Below are 22,380 nucleotides of genomic sequence, written 5' to 3' on the forward strand. Positions count from 1 at the left end.
TTATGAGCGGCATGGCATTTAGATATGGACTTAGGTTGATATATAGGAGGATTAAAAAACACATGAAAAAAATATCAAACATCCTTATTTTCACAATTATCATATGCTTTATCCTGGGACATTTTGAGATAAATGCAGCTGCGGCGACAAAGAAATTCAAATATGAATACGGAGTTTTTCTGTCAGTTAATTCCGGAAAACGTGCATTTAAGAGATTCAGGGATTATAAGACGATCGTTCTGGATGCGCAGAACGGTTTTTCTACCAAGGATATAAGAAAATTGAAGAAGCAGGGACATAAAGTATACAGCTATATAAATGTGGGAGCTGTCGAGAATTATCGTGAGTATTATTATAACTTCGAGGATATAACTCTTGGAGTATATGAAAACTGGCCTGATGAAAAGTGGGTGGATGTCTCTGATACAAAGTGGCAGGATTTTATATTGAATGAGCTGTCTTCTAAGATAATTGCGACGGGAGTTGATGGATTTTTCGTAGATAATATAGATGTTTACTACCTTTATCAGAACGACAGTATTTATTCCGGAGTGGAGACCATATTAAAAGGCCTTAAGAAAAAGGGCAAGGTCATTATAAATGGTGGAGATACTTTTGTAACTGAGTACCATAGGAGAAACGGCAACCTGAATGATATTCTTGACGGAGTAAATCAGGAGTCGGTTTTCTCTAAAATCATAGACTATGATAAAGATAAATTCGGGAAAAACAGCGCTTCAGACACAAAGTTTTTCAAGAAGTACCTTAAGCTTGTTAAGAAGAACAAAAAGAAATGCTATCTTCTTGAGTATACAAAGAGTAAAGACCTTGGAGAGAAAGTCAGGAAGTATTGCAAAAAGAAGGGATATAAGTACTATATTTCAGAAAAGCTGAATCTGAGCTGATTTTAAGAGAAGCCAGCTCTGAGCTAAATTATAAGGGCTATCATCCGGAGATGTGAACATCCCGGTTGTAGCCCTTTAATATTGTGAATCTGTCAATTTATAGGAAACTACAATATAGAAAAAATTTATATTCTTTTCATATCATGCTAATCATCTTGGAAACTCATAAATGATAGAATAGTATTGCGTATGAGGACGAGGGTAGCTGTTTTATGTTAACTCGACCATATGCTTGCATTTGTATCTTTTATAGATCGCTTGTAGAGGGGAAAACTAATGGTAGGCCAGCTTAATGTCAGAAGAACAATATTGATTGTTGAAGATGAACCCATTAACAGAAAAATGCTGGATAATATTGTTAAGGACAGCTACGATGTTATCTACGCTGATGATGGAGTTAGAACAATAGATACCATAAGGGAAAACAGTGATATTATCTCATTGGTTTTACTCGACCTCATGATGCCGGATATGGATGGCTATGAGGTACTTGAGTTCATGCAGAATGACAAGATACTCAGGCAGATACCCGTTATTGTATGCACCTCCGAGATAGACTCGGAAGTGCGTTGCTTTAAGCTTGGCGCTGTTGATTTTATTTCCAAACCCTTTTCACATCCCATGGTTATTCGCGCCAGAATCGACAGAGCGATAGAGCTTCGAGAGGGAAGGGGACTTATTCAGTCCACTCAGAATGATGCCCTGACAGGGCTTCTTACACATGATTTCTTTATGGAGTATTCACATTTTAGAGATTTACATTATCAAAATTCAGGTATGGATGCTCTTATTTTCAATGTAAACAGATTCCATCTTATAAACGAACTTCAGGGGCGAAGAGCCGGTGATGATGTACTGATTAAGATTGCAGACAGTGTCAAACAGATTGCAAAGCAAAAGGGCGGAATTGCAGGACGCGGCGGTGCGGACGAATTTTTGCTGTATATTCCCGGTGGTTCTGACTATGATCAGATGTTAAAGGATATTGGAGAAGGCCTTGAGTATATATTGAATAACTCCAGGGTATATCTGAGAATGGGTATTTACAGAAATGTGAATATGGATATACCTGTGGAGCAGCGTTTTGATAAGGCAAGAGTTGCATGCAACAGCATACGAGGCAACTACAATATACAGCTTGCATTCTATGATGAGGAGATGCATGACAAGGAGGCACTGAATGAACGCCTCATTAATGATATGGAAAATGGTATTAAGGACGGGCAGTTTGTCATATTCTACCAGCCAAAATATTCCATCCGGGGAGATCGTGATTCTCTCTATGGAGCGGAGGCACTTGTGAGATGGGAGCATCCGGAGCTTGGGCTTTTAAGACCTGACAAATTTGTTCCACTTTTCGAGGATAACGGACTGATTCACAAGCTTGATCATTATGTATGGGATGAGGTATCCAAACAGGTCGGTGAGTGGATGGTGAAATATGACTTCAAAGTTCCCGTATCTGTCAATGTATCTCGTGTGGATATAGGCGCTCCAAATCTTGAGGAGGAGATTTTTACCACAGTCCAGAACAATTGGATATCTCCGGGAATGCTTAACCTTGAGATAACAGAGTCTGCATATACAGAGAATTCGGATCAGATCATAAGGGTAGTGAACGGACTTAGGGATAGAGGCTTTGCAATAGAAATGGATGACTTTGGAACAGGCTATTCCTCCCTTAATATGATCACATCCCTTCCTATTGATATCCTGAAGCTGGATATGCAGTTTGTGAAGAATATCCATGATGGCAACAAGGATATGAAGATGGTAGAGCTCATGATAGATATCGCGAGATCTTTGAAGGTGAAGGTGGTTGCGGAAGGTGTTGAGACCAAGGAACAGTATGACCTTCTTAAAAATGCAGGCTGCGATATAATTCAGGGATTCTATTTTTCCATGCCATGCCCTGCAAGTGAATTTGAAAAACTCATTGAAAAAGAAAATGAAGAGCTTGAGGCAGAGGTTAATGCAGCAATTGGTGGCATCAATTAAGAGAAGGCAGCAGCACAGAAATAAGCAAAGAGCTAAGCCGACTGCCCCTTAGGAGGAAACAAAAAATGCTTACGATAGATGTTCTAAAGGAATTCGGTGCAGACACCGCTGAGGGACTTGCAAGGTGCCTTGATGATGAGGAATTTTATCTTGAACTTATTCCTGAAGCGCTGGAGAGAGAACGCTATGAGGAACTAAAAAGCCTCCTTGAAGAAAAGAAGAACCAGGAGGCTTTCGAGGCAGCTCATGCTCTAAAGGGGGTTCTTGGAAACCTTGCTCTCACTCCAATCTATGAACCTGCAAGTAAGATGACAGAACTTTTAAGAACAGGAACGGATATGGATTATTCGGAGATCATAACACAGATAATAGCTGAGAGAGACAGATTAGCAGCCATGATCGAAAGCTAAAATATAACACTGTTACATTAGGGCAGCCGGAGATTAATAAATGATGAAACAAAAAGTTATCAGGGTCTTCAAAATCCAAGAGTTAAATGAAGAGGTACGAAAGCTCAGAAAAGAGTTTACTCCCGAATCATATGTTGATGGCTATGTTGACGTATGCGTTGGCAGTGTTTCTGAAGAAAGTATCAGCAGCATACTTTTAATGCTGGAAAGTTCCTTCCCAAAGCTGAAGATCATAGGCATTACTTCAGGTTCCACAAAACTGTACTTTGAGGTTGAACAGATTATAACTTTAAACTTTGTGTTTCTTGAGAATACGAAGGTAAGGTTATTGTATAAGAAATGTGAGATTCCAACTGATTCTTATGACAGTATTGTTTCTTATGCAGAAGATATTAAATCAGAGATAGATTCAATAGGAAATGTAAAAGCTATATGCTTATATTTTGCCAGGACCAATGCTGCGGCGCCAAAGGTCATTGACAGCATTTCTCAAAACCACGAGAATATTCCGATTTTTGGAGCCATATCAAATGCCAATTTTGCGGAAAACATGAACGGAGTAGTTGGAGTTAATACTATAGATTCTCTCGTGTTTGCCAATACTGATTTTGGTGGCGGAATTGTTGCGATGCTTTTATACAGCGAGGAGCTGTATGTCTATGAGGATTATATTTTCGGCTGGGAACCTATAGGAAGATTTTTGGAGGTAGAATTATCGGACATTGACAGCCGTGGAAAAATAAAAATCGAAAAGATAGACGGTGAGCCTGCTGCCAATATATATGAGAAATATCTGGGAGTTAAACCTGACAGCCAATTTGTAAATAATGTATGTGAATTTCCAATGATGGTTCAAAGGGATGGATTCTGCCTTGGCAGAACGCCATCAGGAGTTGATGAAGAAGGTAATATTACTATTGAGGGCGATATAAGAGCCGGAGAAAGAATCAGATTTTCATATGCGGAGCAGGCTGATATACTGCGCAAAACGAATGAAGGTGCGGCAAGGATAGAAGCCTTTGGCGCGCAGGCACTTACATTGATAGTGTGCGGGAACAGGATCAATTTCTTGCAGAACAATAGGACTGTTGAGATTGACCGTTATGAAAATGTAATGAATGCTCCTGCAGGTCTTGTTTTCGGAATGGGTGAGATATATAAATACCACGGAAAAGGAGGCGTTCTAAATAGTGCCCTTATAGCAATTGGCATGAGAGAAGGACTTGGCAGTTGGACCTTCAGTGTGCTTGATCAGCATAGGGAAAAGCATGAACATAATGGAATAATTCCTTTGCATGAGAGACTTGCACATTTTTTGAGTGCAATGACAGGAGAACTTCAGGAGATAGCGAAGGAAGCAGAGGCTGCAAACGAAGCCAAAAGTAGCTTCCTGTCAAATATGTCTCATGAGATCAGAACGCCCATCAACGCTATCCTTGGAATGGATGAAATGATCTTAAGAGAATCCTCAGACGATAAGGTTTTGGAATATGCACAGAATATAAAAACAGCGGGGAATACGCTACTTGGTTTAATTAACGATATTCTCGATTTTTCCAAAATTGAAGCGGGAAAAATGGATGTCATTTTAGTTGAATACGATGTATCTTCAGTCATAAATGATCTGATGCATATGATAAAGCCAAGAATCAACGCTAAGGGACTTGAGCTTATTTTTGATGTAAATACCAATATTCCCGGCATTCTGTACGGTGATGAAATAAGGCTAAAGCAGATCATCACCAATATCCTTACCAATGCTGTAAAATACACAGATGAGGGAAGCGTGACACTTAGCATAAACTATAAAGAAGCACCTGATGGCTGTATAGATTTACTCGTAAGTGTAAAAGATACGGGTATTGGAATAAAACCTGAGGATTTAAACAGACTGTACAACGCATTTCAGAGAGTTGATGAAAAGAGAAACAGAAGTATCGAAGGTACAGGACTGGGTCTCAATATTACGCAAAAACTCCTGAAGCTCATGGGCAGCAAACTTGAAGTATCAAGTACTTACGGAGAAGGCTCGTTGTTCTCGTTTGTACTAAGGCAAAAGGTAATAAAGCCTGATCCCATCGGGGATTATATGGAGTCATATCAGAGAGCACTTGTTGAGAGGGAAAAGTATCACGAGCGATTCATAGCACCTGAGGCGAAGGTGCTGGTTGTCGATGATACACCTATGAACATAACTGTATTTGCAGAACTTTTGAAGAAAACTGAGGTGCAGATAGATACAGCCAATGACGGATATGAGTGCCTTGAAAAAACAAGGGATAATCAATATGATATTATTTTTCTGGATCACAGAATGCCGGGGATTGATGGCATTGAGACGCTTAAAAGACTTAAAAGCGATGAAAAGAATAAGAACATCACAACACCGGTTATCAGTCTTACTGCAAACGCAATATCCGGTGCGCGGGAGACATACATTTCAGCAGGTTTTACTGATTATCTGACAAAACCCATAATGTCAGAAAAACTTGAACTTATGATGACTAAGCACCTTCCGGTGGAGAAGGTCAAAATGGTAATTGATGACTCTCAAGACAGAGAGGATAAAACCGCCATAGATTTTTCTGCCATTCCCGAATGGATAAAAAATGCACCGCTTTCCGCAATAGAGGAAGGAATAAAAAACTGCGGATCCGAGGAGGCATTTATTGCAGCTGCACATTCCTTTAAGGACAATATAGAGTCTAACTTCAACGATATAAAGAGAGCCTTTGAAAACGAAGACATTGAAAACTACACGATAAAGGTTCATTCGCTTAAAAGCTCAGCCAGAATAATAGGGGCTCTTAGAATATCAGAGCTTGCAAGGAGTCTTGAGGAGGCCGGTGACAACGGGGATATTGAAAAGATACGTGAAGATACACCAAGGCTTCTAAACATGTATAAGCACTTGTGGGATAAATTCTTTGAGTATGACAATGAGCATGGACAGGACATAGACAAAACACTTCCGGTGATGGAGGAAGATGCCATAAATGAAGCAAAAAATGCCATAAAAGAAATGGCAGAAAGCTTTGATTATGACAGCATTGGGTATATAATGGAAACTATACAACAATATCGAGTTTCCCAAAAGCACAAAGCATTTTTTACAAAGCTTAAAAAAGCTATATCAGATGCTGATTGGGACAAGATAAAGAGCCTACTGAAGGCAGGAGGTAATGATGGATAACAATATTCTACTGATCAGTAGTGGGTCGACCTTCATGGTAGATGCCATCAGCAAGAACCTGACTGAAGCAGGCTTGTCGGTGACGAAGGCAGCCCCCAAGGTAAATGAGCTTGAAAAATACAGGAAGGAACCTAACGTATTTCTGTTTTATTTAGGGCCCTATGTGGATGAAATAGCGGATACTTTGATATACCTCAGGGACATCTGCCTTGAAAATGAGAAAATCCTCTGCATGATAGGAGACGCCACGGAATATGAAATAGTAACTTCGAGTATTCCGCCTGATATGATAGCAGAGAGATTTGAGAGACCTCTTGATATAAAGAAGGTCACGGCAAGAATGAGGGAGATATGTCTTCTTAACGACGAACTGTCGAGAAGGAAAAACATTCTTCTTGTGGACGATGATCCGGTGTTCCTGAAGCTGGTCAAGGGGTGGCTCGATGAGGAATACAAGGTTACGATAGTTAATTCCGGCATGCAGGCCATTACTTATCTGGCAACCAACACACCTGATCTGATACTTCTTGATTATGAGATGCCGGTAACATCAGGACCGCAGGTTCTGGAGATGATAAGAAGCGAAGCCAAGACCTCAAGCACTCCGGTTTACTTTTTAACAGGAAAAGGTGACAAAGAGAGTGTCATGAAGGTTGTGAGCCTAAAACCCAACGGATATTTGCTTAAGACTATGGCAAAGGATGAGCTGTTACAGGCTGTAAGGGACTTTTTCATAGCAAATAAAAAGCTGTAAGGAGCTGTTTTTATTAGGAGGTAACATGAACGATACAAAGATTAAGATACTTGAGGCAGTGCTTGAGGAGTTTAAAGTTAAGGGCTCCAAGTTCACTATGGATGATGTGGCAGGCGTACTCCACATGAGTAAAAAAACTATTTACAAGGAATTTGATGACAAGGAAGAAATCTTCGATGCACTTGTTGATTACTGCTTTGATTCAATCAAGGAAAAGGAAGCTGAGATTCTAAATGACAACTCCCTTTCTACAGTTGAGAAAATAGAGAGAATAATGATCTGCATGCCGGACAAATATCGCGATGTGGATTTCAGAAAGATATTTACCCTAAAAGATAAATATCCAAAGATTTATGTTAAGGTCCAGAACAGACTTGAGAATGACTGGGAGGACACTATTGAGCTTATAGAAAAGGGTGTAAGAGAGGGCTCAATCAGACCTCTTCCCATTCCTGTAATTAAAGCTATGACAGAGGCTTCAATAGAGCGCTTTTTGAGTTCAAATGTGCTCATTGAAGGAAATACAACATATGATGATGCTCTTAAGATCATGATAGACATAGTTATGAGAGGTATTTGCGTAAGATGATAATTAGGAACAACAATATATTTTTGCTACAGACAAAAAACAGCAGTTACTTCATGCAGGTATTACCATCCGGGCATATAGAACATATTCATTATGGTGCATCTCTTTTATCAGAGATTCAGTATGAGGAATTTTTAAAAAATCAGGAACAGGCTTCAGAATTTTTAATAGACATGGCTAAGGTTCTTGAGATCAAACATAAAAATGAGGGCGGCAACATGGTTGTCTATGCCCCGGAGTATTATCCCATGTGCCTTGAGACTATGCCACTTGAGATGTCCGGTTTTGGGAAGGGCGATATCAGGGAGCCCATGGTTGAGCTAACCTTTAAGGATGGCTCCACAACTTGCGACTTTTTATTTGAAAATGCTGTTGTATCTGACGAGATAACAGCACTTGAGACTCTGCCTTCATCCTATGATGATGGTGGTATCAGCGCCGTTGCAGGACTTGGAACAGATGCTGTAATGCCTGCCTACATTGCAGACCATGCTATGCAGCTTGTCATTACCATGAAGGATAAGCACAAGGATGTCAGACTTAAAATGATCTATAAGGTCTATCCTGACTGCAACACAATAACAAGAAGCAGTAAGCTCATTAATGACAGCGATGAAGAAATTCACATTGACAGACTTTTATCCAATCAACTTGATTTTCAGCAGATTGGATTCCAGCTCACCAGTTTTCACGGACGCTGGGCAGATGAGATGGGGAAGACATCTTCTGTATGTAATGCGGGAAAAGTTGTCTGCGAGGAACTCTCTGCAGGTGAGTCCGGAAGCAGAAGTAATCCTTTCACTATGCTTAGTATGCCTGATACTACTGAGACAGCAGGTGACTGCTTTGGATTCAACCTGGTTTACAGTGGAAATCACTACAGTGCACTTTCTTCAAACGGTACATTTCTTAGTAGATTTGTAAGTGGAATTCAGCCGGTTGGCTTTGAATGGCTGCTTACTCCGGGAGAGACCTTTGAAGCTCCTGAGGCAGTTATGACCTACTCCAAGAAGGGATTTGGAGGAATGAGCCGCAGTATGCACGATTTTGTAAGGAAGCACATCGTGCGCGGTGAGTGGCGAGACAAGGAAAGACCCATCCTCATTAATAACTGGGAAGCTACATATTTCAATTTTAATCAGAACAGTCTTTTGAGAATTGCCAAGGAGGCTGCTAAGGCAGGTATAGAGCTTTTCGTACTTGATGACGGATGGTTCGGCGCAAGAAACGATGATCATGCAGGCCTTGGTGACTGGGTAGTCAATACCAAAAAACTCCCTGACGGATTATCGGGCCTTGCTGACAAAATAAATGCACTTGGAATGAATTTTGGTCTGTGGGTTGAGCCCGAGATGGTTAATGAAAACTCTGATCTTTTCAGAGCTCATCCTGAGTGGGCGGTAAGAACACCCGGACGTGACCATTCAGTTGGAAGAACACAGATGATCCTTGATATGTCCAGAAAGGATGTTCAGGACTATATCATAGATGCTCTCACAAAGGTATTTTCATCAGCAAATATTTCTTATATTAAGTGGGATATGAACAGGATTTTCTCAGACAGATTCTCGTTAGAGCTTCCGGCTGAGAGAATGAAGGAGTTCCAACACAGATACTACATCGGTTTGTACAGAGTTATGAATGAACTGACCACTAAGTTTCCTCATATATTGTTTGAAGGATGCTCTGCAGGTGGTAACAGATTCGATCTTGGAATTTTGTCATATTTTCCTCAGATATGGGCAAGCGATGACACGGATGCTGTCTGCAGAATGGATATCCAGAGAGGCTACAGCTACGGCTACCCCACTAATACACAGGGAGCGCATGTATCGGCTGTACCGAATCATCAGACACTTCATACTGTTCCGCTTGAGACCAGATTTTCAGTTGCTGCCTTTGGATGCTTTGGATATGAGCTTAATCTGGGAGAACTCTCTGATGAGCAGAAAAAGCAGGTAGCAGATCAGGTTGAGTTCTACAAGCAGTGGAGAAAGGTATTCCAGTTCGGTGATTTCTACAGACTTGATAAGTACCGCTTCATGGTTGTGGCAAAGGATAAGTCTGCTGCTGTTGCTCTTATTTTCCAGAAGGAGAGCAGACCTAACAAGGATTACCTTGCCCTTAGAACCATGGGGCTTGCTGATGATAAGATTTATGAAGTCGCAAACCGCCAGGTAGGCGTTAATATCAAGGCTTTCGGAAGCCTTATAAATACCATGGCACCTATCCATGTCAAGCAGAATGGAATTATTCATGGCATCATAGCAAGACATTACAAGATGAATGGCGAGAAGGACGAAGCCATCGCTACAGGAAGTGTCTTAAACGGATGTGGTGTCCGCCTCAATCCCGACTACGGTGGAACCGGCTACGGAGAGGATACCCGTATGTTCCGCACCGATGATGCAAGACTTTATGTTTTTGCGGAGGTTAGTGAATAAACTTAAGAAAGCCGGGGCTAAGACTCAGACCTATGTTTTTAAAAAGAAATAATCATTAAGATTTCATACGTTGTAACTTGGCTAAAGAATATATAATGACCGGCAATTGGCTTGAGGGAGTAATGAGAATATGGCAAAGTATGATTTTGATTCATACACATTGTATGAGATAAAAAAGCGAAATGTCTACTCAGTCAGGATTAGAGTCGTGCTTAAAAGCGCTGTAAACGGAGAAACGCTGAAAACTTCTGCTGTTAAGGCTTTTAAAAGATTTCCATACTACAGCAGGACGGTATCTTTAAATGAGGATGAAGCATACATTCTGGAGCCCTGTGATAAGCCCTTGGTTGTAAGTATGGGCGACAAAGTGGTAAAACTTGGAACAGATGAGACAAATGGGTTTCTTTTTGCCATTACTTACGAAAACAATAATATTTATTTTAACTTTGCTCATAACTACTGTGGTGGTTGTGGCGCAATGCTATGGATAAAAGCAACACTGTGGCAGTACTTAACTGATCTTGGATATGATATTGACAAGACTGGAATCCTGACAATTGACACACCGATAACACTTGAGGAGCAGGCTGAACCGGATGTAGAAAATATGCCTGTTGGCATTCCGGTTGGTAATTTTGACTTTCCAAAGGATTCTTTTACGCCTTTAAACGATTATATTGAAAGTATGAGGGATCCAAATGGCATTGATGGCTATTATCCCATAAAAATTCCAAAGAAAAACCTTATGAAATATGCCCGTGATAATGATGGAAGTCCTAATTCTATTTTGTCAGCTCTCTTGTTCAAGATGCATACAAAAGTTCGCCCTGACGAGAATAGATTTATCGGTGGGATAGCCAATAACTATCGGGAGGATGTGGGGTGCCCGGAAACATACAGAGATATGGTCAGACAGATGTATGTACAATATGATAAAAGGATGAAGGACTGGCCTGTTGAAAAGCTCTCTACCATCACAAGAAGCAGGATGTATGTTCAGATGCAGCCTGAGCTTAGCTGGGAAAAAATCAGAGAGGTTGAAGCATTTCGCAGGCAGATCGATAAACAAAATGGTATCGAAAATAAAGTCACCTACGCGGTAGATAACAGTCCAACAACCCATGGCATACCGTCAGCTTTTCATATAAGCTACGTGGGTAAGATTGCATGGGGTGGTCTGGCACCTTTTCTTGATGGCGTTTACTCGCTGACAATGGGACATCTTATGGTAGAAGTGAATGCTACAGAAGAAGATTTTTGTTTAAGTTTTCAAACCGTTCGCAAGGACGGAAAGTACATAAAGGAGTTCCTCGAGGCACTTGAAGATGAAGGAATTACATATTCTGCAGGAAACCTTGAGGAGAAAAAACTTCCGGAAATAATATTGCCGCCCGTTACTGGTGCAAAATGCATGAGTTCTTGAATGATATTTCAGAAACCCGCACTAGCTGCGGGTTTCGTGAGAACATGATTCAGGAGGCAAATAGGCCCGCGACGAAGTCGCATTGGAATGGCCTATTTGCAGGCATCTTGAATCTTTGATTCAAGATGTCATAGATTCTTGAACGGTTTTTCATCTTTGCGTTCAAGAAGTCATAGGTTTCAACTGATAGGGTAGTATTATGTAATAATCGTGCCTATACATATTTATACCAGGAGGACAAGAGAATATGACGACGACTGACCAAAAGAAAAAGGTAAGCTTATTGATAATAATTCATTTGGCTTTAATGGCATTGATGGTAATTGGCACTATCGGAGCCATGGTACATTTTATTATTGACAGCATTAATGCTTCTGCCACAGGTTTTTCAAACCAGGCTAATGCGTTTATGATGCTGGTAATCCTGGCTATGTTGATCGTCGGTATTTTATATCTGGTTAAGGGATATATGAAGCAGGCGGCAGTTTACTATAAACTGTTTCTGATTCTTAATGTTGCAGTATGTGTACTGACAATCATTATTGATTTATGTTTCTATAGAGTCAATATATGGATGATCATTATCAGTGTCCTTAATGCCTGTAAGATTATTATTCTTCTCCTTATGGCTTTTGGAAAAGATCTCGGAGAGAAAAAAACATGGACGATATTCTACATGCTTCTGACAGCGGATGGATTAAAGCTGATTTTAGCGATCATAAATATGTTAGGTATCGGGTTTGATTTCAGTTTTGCAGGGTATGTTACCGCTTTGATTTCTGATGGAACGATCGGATTGGCCATCAGGGGTAAGTATGAGAACAAAAAAATGCGTGGAAGGACCTGATCTGTGTTGTAAATAACATTGGAGACAGGATATGACAAGTAAGACAAATGAGTTTAAGAGACTTGCCATGCTAAATATCTTTATAATAGTTTTTTATGCAACTCTGCTTCTGGTTGGGACTTTTTATGATGAAAAGATATCCGAGGCTCTGTATAATCCGCATGGCCTTGTTGTCATGTGGATTTCAGGCATTGGAGCGTATCCATTCTTTGCGTTTGCCGTTCTGTTTGGTGGGTGTCTCTACGAGAGAACCCTGCATTCTGATCTAAAAAAGGCTTTAAAATTTATTCTATGTGTTCTATTGATTCTTGTAATAACTGCGGTGGGCTTTGTCGGTGCCGGGGCACTGGTTGATAAGGATTCCCTGGGGTATATATACCCGCAGTTAAACAGGAATATTCCGGTCATTCTATGTATAAGTCTTGTCAGTATTTTCCCTTTGACATATTTAGGTTATAAGTTTGCTGAGAGTGTGGCGGATGAAAAACTTTTAAAGCGCGTTATCGGTCTGCTTCTAATATTTATCATAGCTTATGTATTACTTCAGATAGTAAAAGGCATATTTCACAGGCCCAGATACAGGCTGACTCTTCAAGGGTTCGAGGGAATAGGCTTTGTTCCCTGGTTTAAACCCTTTTTTTGTTACCAGGATTATATAGAACAATTTGGTATAGATAAGGGCGAGTTCAGATCATTCCCCAGCGGTCACAGCATCTTAAGTACGTGCATGGTCATTGGGTTGCAGTCACTTTCCCGGATATCTTTAAGGCTATGGGATAAACAGTTCAGGCTTGGTCTTTTGGGATTTGTTATCTCTTTTATTATCATAATTTCCAGAGTTATACTCGGTGCTCATTACCTTAGTGACGTATCTGCAGGAGCACTTATAGTATCAGTTCTTGCATTGTTTTACACCTATGGATGCAAAGTGGCATAAAGAAATAGTCGGAGGTACTAAGATGGGAGAAAAAGAAATCAGTAACGATAACATCAAAAAAGAAAAGCCTATGCGTGAGATTTCTATAGAAGGCTGTGAACTTATAGGAAAAGGTGGGAATGGTGCGGTATACCGCCTGGATGATGAGACTATCGTTAAAGTGTATTTTTCTACGAGAGCAAGTAAGGAAAAGATAGATCGAAACAGAGAGATAACAAAGAAAGCATTTGTTAACGGCATCCCGACTATGATTGCCTTTGATATGGTGAAGGTGGGCGATGACTATGGCGTTGTTTATGAGATGATAAATGCCAAATCATTGGGACAGGAGATTGTAGAGCATCCCGACAGAATTGATGACCTCGCTCAGATGATTGCAGATACACTTAAAAAACTACACAATACCGAGTTCGAATATGGGACACTGCCTAGTTCAAAAGAGAGATTCAGAAACGATGTGCGACTTACGGAGGAAGCAGGTTTTTATAAGCCAAATGAAGTGGAGAGACTAAACCGGCTGATTGATGAGATTCCTGAGAGAAATACCTTCATTCATCAGGATTTTCATCCGGGTAATCTTATGCTTCAAAATGATGAGATAGTGCTTATTGATGTGGACGATTCCGGTCTTGGTCACCCGATCCTCGATCTGGCAGCAATGTATCTTGTATATGTTTCTGCAGCCAAGACTCAGTGGAAGACTACCCAAATGGGACTTACCGGGAAGCAGTTTGCAAGGATATGGGATGTGATACTAAAGCGTTACTTTGGTACAACATCAGCTTCTGAGATTGCTGAGATTGACAGAATAATAGGAGGATACCAGTATATAAGCCTTATAAAAGGCGTGGCTACATCTCCTTCAGTACCAAACTTTTTGCGTTTGCCGGTAGTGGCGCTTACGAAACTAAAACTGTTTAAAGTGATAGATACCCTTTACCCCATTCCCTGATAGTTAATGTAAAAAGAGGTTTGACAATGCAGAAGAATGAAATAATACTTCCCGGTATTTCCAACGCAAGGGAGCTGGGAGGATATCCTGCCGGGGACAAATATATAAAAAAGAAGGTCCTTATAAGAAGCGGCTCTCTGTCAGGGGCTCTGCCGGAAGCAGTACAGATATTGCAGGACACGTACAAACTTAAGCATATTGTGGACTTTCGAATGAAAAATAAGAATGAAAAAGAACCTGACCCGGCAATTTCAGGTGCAGTTTATACAAGTGTTTCTGCTATTGAGATAGAGGATTTTTTTTCAAGCCTATCTGACAGTAAAATTGCAGGACAGTTTTCTTCAGGGAGCATGGACATAGAAACTGTATATAAAATGGCTTTTGAACGAGGGCTTCTGGGACCGGAGCTGTATGTGAGATTTCTTTTGGGTGAGAGAGGAAAGAAAGCATACCAAAGCTTTTTTAAGATTTTGGCAGATCATAATCCTGATGATGGCGCGGTGTTATGGCATTGTGATGATGGTAAGGACAGAGCTGGGATTGCAACCATGCTTTTGCTGTTCTTTTTGGGGGCAGACAGGGATACAATAGTCGCCGATTACCTTATGACAAACGAGAGTAATGCGCAGAAAATAGAGGCCGCCAGACAAAAATTTGAAGCCATGGGGCTGGATGGAGATGGTCTTGATGCCATGATTTTTGTTTCCGGCGGAGTATTTGCAAAGTATATAGAATATGCTATTGAGACACTTGATAAAAAGTATGGGAGCGTGACAGGGTATATCAGGGAAGAACTGGGGTTTTCTGATTCGGATAAGAAGCTGTTTAGAGAGAAATATCTGATGTGATGACGAAAAGCCAAGTCTTATTTACAGTACGTAAGGAGATGAAGATATGGATATTGATATTCTTTTGTTTTTCCGTTTTGCATTAAGCATTTACCATAAACGACATTAGGAATTGCCTAATGTCGTTTACGGTTTCCGAATAGCGGATAAAAGATACTTTTGACACCTGCATCATTTTGTATGTTCACAGATATTAACTGCAAATCCGGAAGGCGAGAACAGGAGAGTAGCCTTTGATGATTTGGTATCTGTCACAGCATCTCCTCTTGGATTGGTAAAGCCCTTTGAAATAAAATAGTCATATGCTTCCTGGAAATTATCAACATTTATGCGGATAGCAGTAAGATCCTGCGGAACCTTGTGCACAGCTGCAACATCTACGCGGAAATCACCCATTACCATATCAGTACTCTTGATATCTCCTTCGATTCCCTCTTTTTCATGCTTTATCTCAAAGCCAAGTTCTTCCATCAATTTGATGATGGGTTCAGGATTTGTAGAACAGATAAGTGGGTTAAATGCTGTAATTTTCATGGACTAATCCTCCTTTTTTGAACAGAGCACTTAGTTATTTTCGTAACCTTTTTGATTATAGCAAGGGTAAAAGACGGATAAAATTAAATTGGTATAAAATGAGTGTTAATTAAAAATATCCTTACTAAAGAATATCGGCACTATTTCTCTTGATGTTTTAAAGACAATGTGATAGTTTTTGAAATGAGCGAGAAAAATAAAGATTATGAAATGAACTTGCTTAATAACTCATATGATATTGAACGATAGGAAGTAATAATAAATGTCAGATTATGTAATTAGCTGCTGCTCTACAGCAGATTTGAATTTTGATCACTATAAAGAAAGGGATATAAAGATAGCATTTTTCCATTTTGAAGTGGATGGGAAAAGCTACATGGATAACGGTGAATTCCCGATAAATGATTTTTACAATGCTATGGCAAATGGAGCCATGACCAAGACATCACAGATAAATGTTGATGAGTATATTAATCACTTCACACCATTTCTTGAAGAAGAGAAGGATATTATTCATCTTACACTAAGTTCAGGAATATCCGGTACCATAAATTCAGCAAATATTGCAGCAGATGAGCTTAGGGATAGGTACCCGGGCAGGAAGATATATGTAATTGATTCAATGGCTGCGTCCTCAGGTTATGGCCTTTTGATGGACAAGATAGCTGATAAGCGTGACGAAGGGCTATCCATAGATGACCTTAAGGACTGGGTTTTGGAGCACAGACTTGAGGTGAACCATTGGTTTTTCACTACGGATCTGACCTATTTTGTAAGAGGTGGAAGAGTTTCCAAGGCAGCAGGATGGTTTGGAGGTGCTCTGAAAATATGTCCACTTTTAAATGTTGATTATCAGGGAAAACTTATTCCCAGATCAAAGCATAGAGGAAAGCCTGCAGTAATTAAGGCTACAGCAAAGAAAATGCTTGAAAATGCAGTAGGTGGGGCTTCTTATGACGGAAAATGCTATATATCTCAGTCAGCCTGCAGAGGAGATGCCGATGAGCTGATAAAAGAAATAGAGCAGCTGATTCCTGCCATGAAGGGTAAGATAGAAGTGTACGATATAGGAACAACTATTGGAAGCCATACAGGCCCGGGAACTGTTGCATTATTTTTCTGGGGAAAAAAGAGAGTGGATTAATCCAGAAACTATAAAAATATAAGAAACATAATAAATTTAAAAGCCATCAGTACATTCATTGTATTTGATGGCTTTTGTGCAAGAAGAACACTAGTAAAATAATCATTTAATAATAAAGAAGTTTGCTGACATAGTGATGAAGAATAGATGTAATACAGACAGGGAGAGAGCATATGAACAGTGCAGATGAAAAATATTTGAGATTACAGAGTACGCTTAGAGAATATGGCAGCGTAGCAGTGGCATTTTCAGGTGGCGTTGATTCTACTTTTTTGTTAAAGGTGGCAAAGGATGTTCTTGATGACAAAGTAATTGCCATCACTGCAAGGTCGGTGTCTTTCCCGGAAAGAGAGCACAAGGAGTCAGAAGTATTCTGCCATGAAAACGGAATAAGACAGATTATCGTTGATGTTGATCAGATGAGTATACCGGGATTTAAGAACAATCCGCCGGACAGATGCTACCTTTGCAAAAAGGTGATATTTGAGACAATCATCTCAGAGGCAAAAAAGAATGGAATTAGTGTTGTGGCAGAGGGGTCAAATGCAGATGACGTGACGGATTACCGTCCCGGACTCAAGGCAATAGAGGAACTGAAGGTAAAGAGCCCTCTAAAGGATTCGGAGCTTACCAAAAATGAGATAAGAATATTATCAAAGAAGCTCGGTCTACCTACCTGGTCCAAACCATCCTTTGCGTGCCTTGCGACACGTTTTGTGTACGGAGAGGAAATTACAAGTGAAAAGATAAAGATGGCCGGAGCTGCTGAGGAGCTGCTGTTTGATCTTGGATTTTCACAGGCCAGGTGTCGTGTGCACGGGAACATGGCCAGAATAGAAATACTTTCTGAGGAATTTAATAAGATTTTAGAAAGTGCTACCAGGGAAAAGATTTATAATACAATTAAGGGGCTTGGTTTTTCATATGTGGCCTTGGATTTAAAGGGCTACAGGACAGGTAGCATGAATGAAGAACTCAAGCTTATATGATTTTGGACAGAAAAGCCGCTGCATAAAGAAAGTCTAAAAAACAAAAAAACTAAGAATTCTTATGTACAAAGCAGGAATTTGTAAAAATATGAGAGGTGCCATATGGCAAAATCAGCAACGAAAGATCTTACAAACGGCTCACCAATGAAGCTTATTTTGGGATTTGCCGTTCCAATGCTCATGGGAATGCTGTTTCAGCAATTCTACAATGTAGTAGATACCATGATAGTTGGTAAGTTTTTGGGAAAATATGCACTTGCAGGGGTTGGAAGCACAGGCTCCATTAATTTCATGATTATCGGATTTTGCATGGGAGTATCAGGAGGTTTTTCGATTCCCATTGCTCAGACCTTTGGGGCAAAGGATTTCGACGGACTAAAGAGATATTTTGGGAATGCCATAATTTTGTGCGTGATATTTGCAGCTGCCATGACTTTTCTGTCAGCTGTTTTCTGCAGGAAAATTCTTGTTGTTATGAACACGCCGGCGGAAGTCATGGAACACGCTTACGGATACATACTGGTGATATTCCTCGGAATTCCGGTTATTTATATGTACAATCTGCTCTCAGGCGTATTAAGAGCAGTTGGAGACAGTAAGCATCCTGTCATGTTTTTGATAATTGCGTCCTTCATAAATATCGCTCTGGACCTTCTTTTTATCATCGTGTTTGGTCTTGGCGTTACAGGTGCTGCACTGGCGACAGTGCTATCGCAGCTGACATCAGGCATCCTGTGTCTTATTTTTATTATGAAAAGTGTGGACATTCTTCATGTTACAAAACGTGACTTGTCTCTTGAAAGACACCATGTATATAAGCTTTTGAACATGGGACTTCCCATGGGGCTTCAGTATTCCATAACCGCAATCGGAAGTGTTTTGCTGCAAGTAGCTGTAAACGGGCAGGGTGCGGACATCGTGGCGGCAGTTACAACTGCAGGCAAGGTTGGCATGTTTTTCTGTTGCCCCTTTGATGCGCTGGGATCCACAATGTCGACCTACGGAGGCCAGAACGTGGGGGCAGGAAAACTGGACAGGCTTGGAAAAGGCATGAAGGCAGCAGGCATTCTTGGTTGTGTTTATTCAGTACTGGCATTTGGAGTTTTGTATTTCTTTGGAAGATACTTTGCGATGCTCTTTATGAGTGCAAGCGAGAGTGTGGTTCTTGATTATGCTCACACCTATCTCATATGGAACAGCCTGTTCTATATTCCTCTTGTCTTTGTAAACGTAGTGAGATTCCTCATTCAGGGCATGGGATTTAGTATGCTTGCGATACTGGCAGGTGTTTGTGAGATGATAGCAAGAGCAGCTGCATCTCTTCTTCTTGTTCCCGCTATAGGCTTTACAGGTATATGCCTCGCAAGCCCGCTGGCATGGATCCTGGCAGATGTATTTCTGTTTCCGGCATTTTTCTATACAAGAAAAGTGTTGATGGACAAGATGAATATAAAGTAATTAAAAGAAAAAGAGGTATTCTATGGATAAAAAAGATATGGAAAAGCTTTTGCAGCAGGTGGCAGCAGGAGAGACATCTGTTGAGGATGCTTTATTAAAACTAAAAGAAGCTCCATATGAGGACATGGGCTTTGCAAAACCCGATTTTCACAGGGGCCTCAGACAGGGAGCTGCGGAGGTCATATATGGTGCAGGCAAAACTCCCATGCAGGTTCTCCAGATCACAAATAAATTAAGAGAACATGGACAAAAGACAGTACTTATCACCAGAATGAAGGATGAGGCAGCAGAGCTTCTTAAGCAGAACATTGCTGACTTTAAATATGATGAACTCTCACATGTGGGAATAGCAGGTGAGCTTCCTGAAAAAGACGGTAAAGGAAAAATCGTGGTTGCCACAGGCGGAACAAGCGATATGCCTGTGGCTGAGGAAGCCGCAAAGACTGCAGAGGTCTATGGTAACGAAGTTGTAAGACTCTATGACGTAGGAGTTGCAGGGCTTCACAGGGTCTTGTCCCACATGGACGATATTATGTCTGCCAGAGTCATAATAGCCATCGCCGGGATGGAGGGCGCTCTTGCCAGCGTGATCGGAGGACTTGCTGACTGCCCTGTTATAGCTGTTCCCACCAGCGTTGGCTATGGGGCATCCTTTGGAGGATTGTCAGCACTTTTGTCCATGTTGAATTCCTGCGCAAGTGGCGTAAGTGTAGTTAATATCGACAACGGATTTGGCGCGGGCTATCTTGCTTCAATGATCAACCATCAGTAAATACTAAAAAATATTTATACTTTTTTTATAGGATCCTAATAGTTATTTAGCCTAATGTTTATCAGTATTTCTTAGAATATATACAGAAGGAAAGGATCCGTATAATGAAGAAGGGTATGGTTGTGGGATTATCTATAACGGCCTTGATAGGCTTTTGTATAGTTCTTTTTTACCAGGTGACTCATATTGAAGAACCTGCAGCAAGAAAGAGCATGGTCTCCAAGCGCACAAATATAGTTGATTTTCTTGTGGAAACCATATCAGATGAAAAAATCCCATTAAGCTCCGGAATTGAAGATACGGATGATGGCTATACGGTAAATAATTCCAACAAAGATGCTTCTAAAAAAATAAAATCATCTAAAATAACATCTTTTTTCTGTAACTTTTCAACTCTCTACGATGAAGATACCATGACACTCGGGAAAAAGCAGTGGAAGCTTCGCGCTGATTTCGACGGAAAAACTGTCAAAGGAAGCTATGCTGCTTTCGATTCTGATAGCGAGGATGAGAGAAGATTTGAAGCAGATGAAAAATTTATGGGTGATTTATTGGACATTATTTTGCAGTATGACATTGCTTCCTATAATGGTATTGATACAGAAACGCAGGGGATATCGGATGAATATGGTGCAACTCTTGGCGTAATGTTTGAGTCAGGAGAAAATATTTATGCAAGTAATAATGAGGAGAATTTTATACCTATAGAGGCAGAAGAGGCTTTTGTACAGCTTTTCGCAAGTGCCTGCGCAAAGGGCAGTGATGTGATCGGTATTTCTGTAAACGAACAGTATGCTGATCTTGGTGATTCAGGTGCCGCTGGATATATCAGCTTTCCATTGTTGCACCTTGGAAGAACGGATGCTTTCGGTAAAATTGATGAATTAAAATATCCGACTGAAGAAGAACTTCACAGAGCCATTGATGGGATTAATTCCTATGAAAAGGATGAAGCCCTGAGCGCTAAAGAAGAGATAGAAAAAAACTACGGCATCGCTCATAAGGAAAACCCTGATGAATACGGAACTGATCTGTACTATGACAGTGAGTGTTTTGTGACAAGAAATGACTCAGAAGTAGTTTCTCTTTATGTGCGGGAAAATTCCAAAACAAATGCTGACGAAGACAGCGGTTATACTTCTTACAGATCCTACAACATTGATTCAGTGACAGGTGAAAATCTTCAATTTTCAGAAACCTTCAGAGATCTTAAGAAACTTCCTGCACTTATAGAAAAAGAGATCAGAACGAAATACCCCGGGCATAAATTCTATGAGAACCTATCCGAGCGTATTAATGACTCAATTATCGAAAATGATGGAGATGTTTGCTTTTGCCTTGGAAACGGATTCGTTCATCTTTTCATAAATGAGGGTGTGCTTAGCAGTGAAAATGGTGGCTATCATATAACGCTTCCATTCGCTGATAATCCCAAGCTTGTCAGTAATTTTTATTTGGAATATCCTGTTAAGACTTTCACAAAACTTGATTATAATACGGATTACTATCTAAGGGACGGCCACAGCTTCAGGATGAGCTGCGAGATAAATGAGGATGATGTTTTGTGGCGCGCAGTTGCAGAAGGAAAGACCTGCGAGATGCCTTTCTACGGCCACGCACCTGAAGTGTATCTTACCGAGACAGCGGAGGGAAGTTATCTGTTCCTGAATGTTCCTGCAGGTGATGTCAGTTTTCATGGAATATTGTATGAGATAACAGATAGGGGTGTTAAGGTCGCAGAGGAAAACGGGGATCTTGGATTATCCGTAGTTCCTGAAACCACCCTCGATCCGGAGTTTATTCTTATGCATGTAAATGAGGTTATTGACGGACCTGTGTGCTTTATGTATCCTACAGGTGTATACAGGATAGATACCGACGGATTCCCGGTTCCTGCCACCAAGGAATTCAGGCTTACAGGCGAAAAAGTGGTGGTTCGTGAGAGCGGAAGATACAATCCAAAGGACACGGAGGATGCTGCTAATTCCGGCGGAATGTACTATGTAGCAGAGGGCACAGAGCTTACACCCTACGCTTCAGATCTGTCCAACTATATAGATTTTATAACTGTTGGGGAAAAACAGAGCAGAATCATCAGATTTACGATTGACGAGTTTTCATCTAATATGAAGCTCGATAACTTTGGAGGTCTGGGAAAAGTGTTCAATAGAGATATCAGGTAA

Annotated in this window: 18 protein-coding genes; 17 read left to right on the forward strand and 1 reads right to left on the reverse strand. The window is 40.6% G+C overall.

Annotated elements, in window-relative coordinates; genetic code table 11:
* Positions 1-62 precede the first annotated feature (62 nt).
* The 12 genes from ACHCNF_RS14995 (at position 63) to ACHCNF_RS15050 (ending at position 15,300) form a co-directional block, all read left to right on the forward strand.
* The gene (locus tag ACHCNF_RS14995; protein WP_408070546.1) at positions 63-905 is read left to right on the forward strand and encodes an endo alpha-1,4 polygalactosaminidase; all 843 of its coding nucleotides are present in this window, start codon (positions 63-65) and stop codon (positions 903-905) included.
* 276 nt (positions 906-1,181) lie between these two features.
* Positions 1,182-2,903, forward strand: a complete 1,722-nt coding sequence (locus tag ACHCNF_RS15000) for a two-component system response regulator (protein ID WP_408070547.1) — start codon at positions 1,182-1,184, stop codon at positions 2,901-2,903.
* A 65-nt stretch (positions 2,904-2,968) separates the two neighbouring features.
* Positions 2,969-3,313 (forward strand): Hpt domain-containing protein, encoded by a 345-nt coding sequence (locus ACHCNF_RS15005; RefSeq protein WP_408070548.1) that lies wholly within the window; start codon positions 2,969-2,971, stop codon positions 3,311-3,313.
* A 40-nt stretch (positions 3,314-3,353) separates the two neighbouring features.
* Positions 3,354-6,506, forward strand: a complete 3,153-nt coding sequence (locus ACHCNF_RS15010; protein ID WP_408070549.1) for an ATP-binding protein — start codon at positions 3,354-3,356, stop codon at positions 6,504-6,506.
* A complete protein-coding gene (locus tag ACHCNF_RS15015; RefSeq protein ID WP_408070550.1) occupies positions 6,499-7,260 on the forward strand; it encodes a response regulator in 762 nt (253 codons plus the stop codon). Before ACHCNF_RS15010 ends, ACHCNF_RS15015 begins: the two co-directional genes overlap by 8 nt.
* Positions 7,261-7,285: 25 nt before the next feature.
* Positions 7,286-7,849, forward strand: a complete 564-nt coding sequence (locus tag ACHCNF_RS15020) for a TetR/AcrR family transcriptional regulator (RefSeq protein ID WP_408070551.1) — start codon at positions 7,286-7,288, stop codon at positions 7,847-7,849.
* A gap of 53 nt (positions 7,850-7,902) precedes the next feature.
* Complete coding sequence (locus ACHCNF_RS15025; RefSeq protein WP_408070552.1) at positions 7,903-10,293, forward strand: alpha-galactosidase; 2,391 nt, start codon at positions 7,903-7,905, stop codon at positions 10,291-10,293.
* A 130-nt stretch (positions 10,294-10,423) separates the two neighbouring features.
* The gene (locus tag ACHCNF_RS15030; RefSeq protein WP_408070553.1) at positions 10,424-11,716 is read left to right on the forward strand and encodes a hypothetical protein; all 1,293 of its coding nucleotides are present in this window, start codon (positions 10,424-10,426) and stop codon (positions 11,714-11,716) included.
* Positions 11,717-11,963: 247 nt separating this feature from the next.
* A complete protein-coding gene (locus tag ACHCNF_RS15035; RefSeq protein ID WP_408070554.1) occupies positions 11,964-12,563 on the forward strand; it encodes a hypothetical protein in 600 nt (199 codons plus the stop codon).
* Positions 12,564-12,594: 31 nt separating this feature from the next.
* Complete coding sequence (locus ACHCNF_RS15040) at positions 12,595-13,500, forward strand: phosphatase PAP2 family protein (RefSeq protein ID WP_408070555.1); 906 nt, start codon at positions 12,595-12,597, stop codon at positions 13,498-13,500.
* A 22-nt stretch (positions 13,501-13,522) separates the two neighbouring features.
* Entirely contained in the window at positions 13,523-14,452 is a 930-nt protein-coding gene (locus ACHCNF_RS15045) for a phosphotransferase family protein (RefSeq protein ID WP_408070556.1), read from the forward strand.
* 26 nt (positions 14,453-14,478) lie between these two features.
* Positions 14,479-15,300 carry a tyrosine-protein phosphatase gene (locus ACHCNF_RS15050; RefSeq protein WP_408070557.1) on the forward strand — a complete coding sequence of 274 codons (822 nt, stop codon included), beginning with the start codon at positions 14,479-14,481 and terminating at the stop codon, positions 15,298-15,300.
* 171 nt (positions 15,301-15,471) lie between these two features.
* Here the strand turns inward: ACHCNF_RS15050 and ACHCNF_RS15055 are convergent, their stop codons facing one another.
* A complete protein-coding gene (locus tag ACHCNF_RS15055; protein ID WP_408070558.1) occupies positions 15,472-15,834 on the reverse strand; it encodes a hypothetical protein in 363 nt (120 codons plus the stop codon).
* A 262-nt stretch (positions 15,835-16,096) separates the two neighbouring features.
* Between ACHCNF_RS15055 and ACHCNF_RS15060 the strand changes: the two genes are divergently transcribed.
* From ACHCNF_RS15060 to ACHCNF_RS15080, 5 genes are all read left to right on the forward strand, one after another.
* A complete protein-coding gene (locus ACHCNF_RS15060; RefSeq protein WP_408070559.1) occupies positions 16,097-16,978 on the forward strand; it encodes a DegV family protein in 882 nt (293 codons plus the stop codon).
* 173 nt (positions 16,979-17,151) lie between these two features.
* Positions 17,152-17,967, forward strand: coding sequence for an ATP-dependent sacrificial sulfur transferase LarE (larE, locus tag ACHCNF_RS15065; RefSeq protein WP_408070560.1), 816 nt, complete (start codon positions 17,152-17,154; stop codon positions 17,965-17,967).
* A gap of 102 nt (positions 17,968-18,069) precedes the next feature.
* Positions 18,070-19,425, forward strand: a complete 1,356-nt coding sequence (locus ACHCNF_RS15070) for an MATE family efflux transporter (protein WP_408070561.1) — start codon at positions 18,070-18,072, stop codon at positions 19,423-19,425.
* Between the two features lie 22 nt (positions 19,426-19,447).
* Positions 19,448-20,197 (forward strand): nickel pincer cofactor biosynthesis protein LarB, encoded by a 750-nt coding sequence (gene larB, locus ACHCNF_RS15075; protein WP_408070562.1) that lies wholly within the window; start codon positions 19,448-19,450, stop codon positions 20,195-20,197.
* 104 nt (positions 20,198-20,301) lie between these two features.
* Complete coding sequence (locus ACHCNF_RS15080; RefSeq protein WP_408070563.1) at positions 20,302-22,380, forward strand: hypothetical protein; 2,079 nt, start codon at positions 20,302-20,304, stop codon at positions 22,378-22,380.

Source organism: Butyrivibrio sp. NATIVEDY162 (genome assembly GCF_045999815.1).
Classification (GTDB): domain Bacteria; phylum Bacillota; class Clostridia; order Lachnospirales; family Lachnospiraceae; genus Butyrivibrio.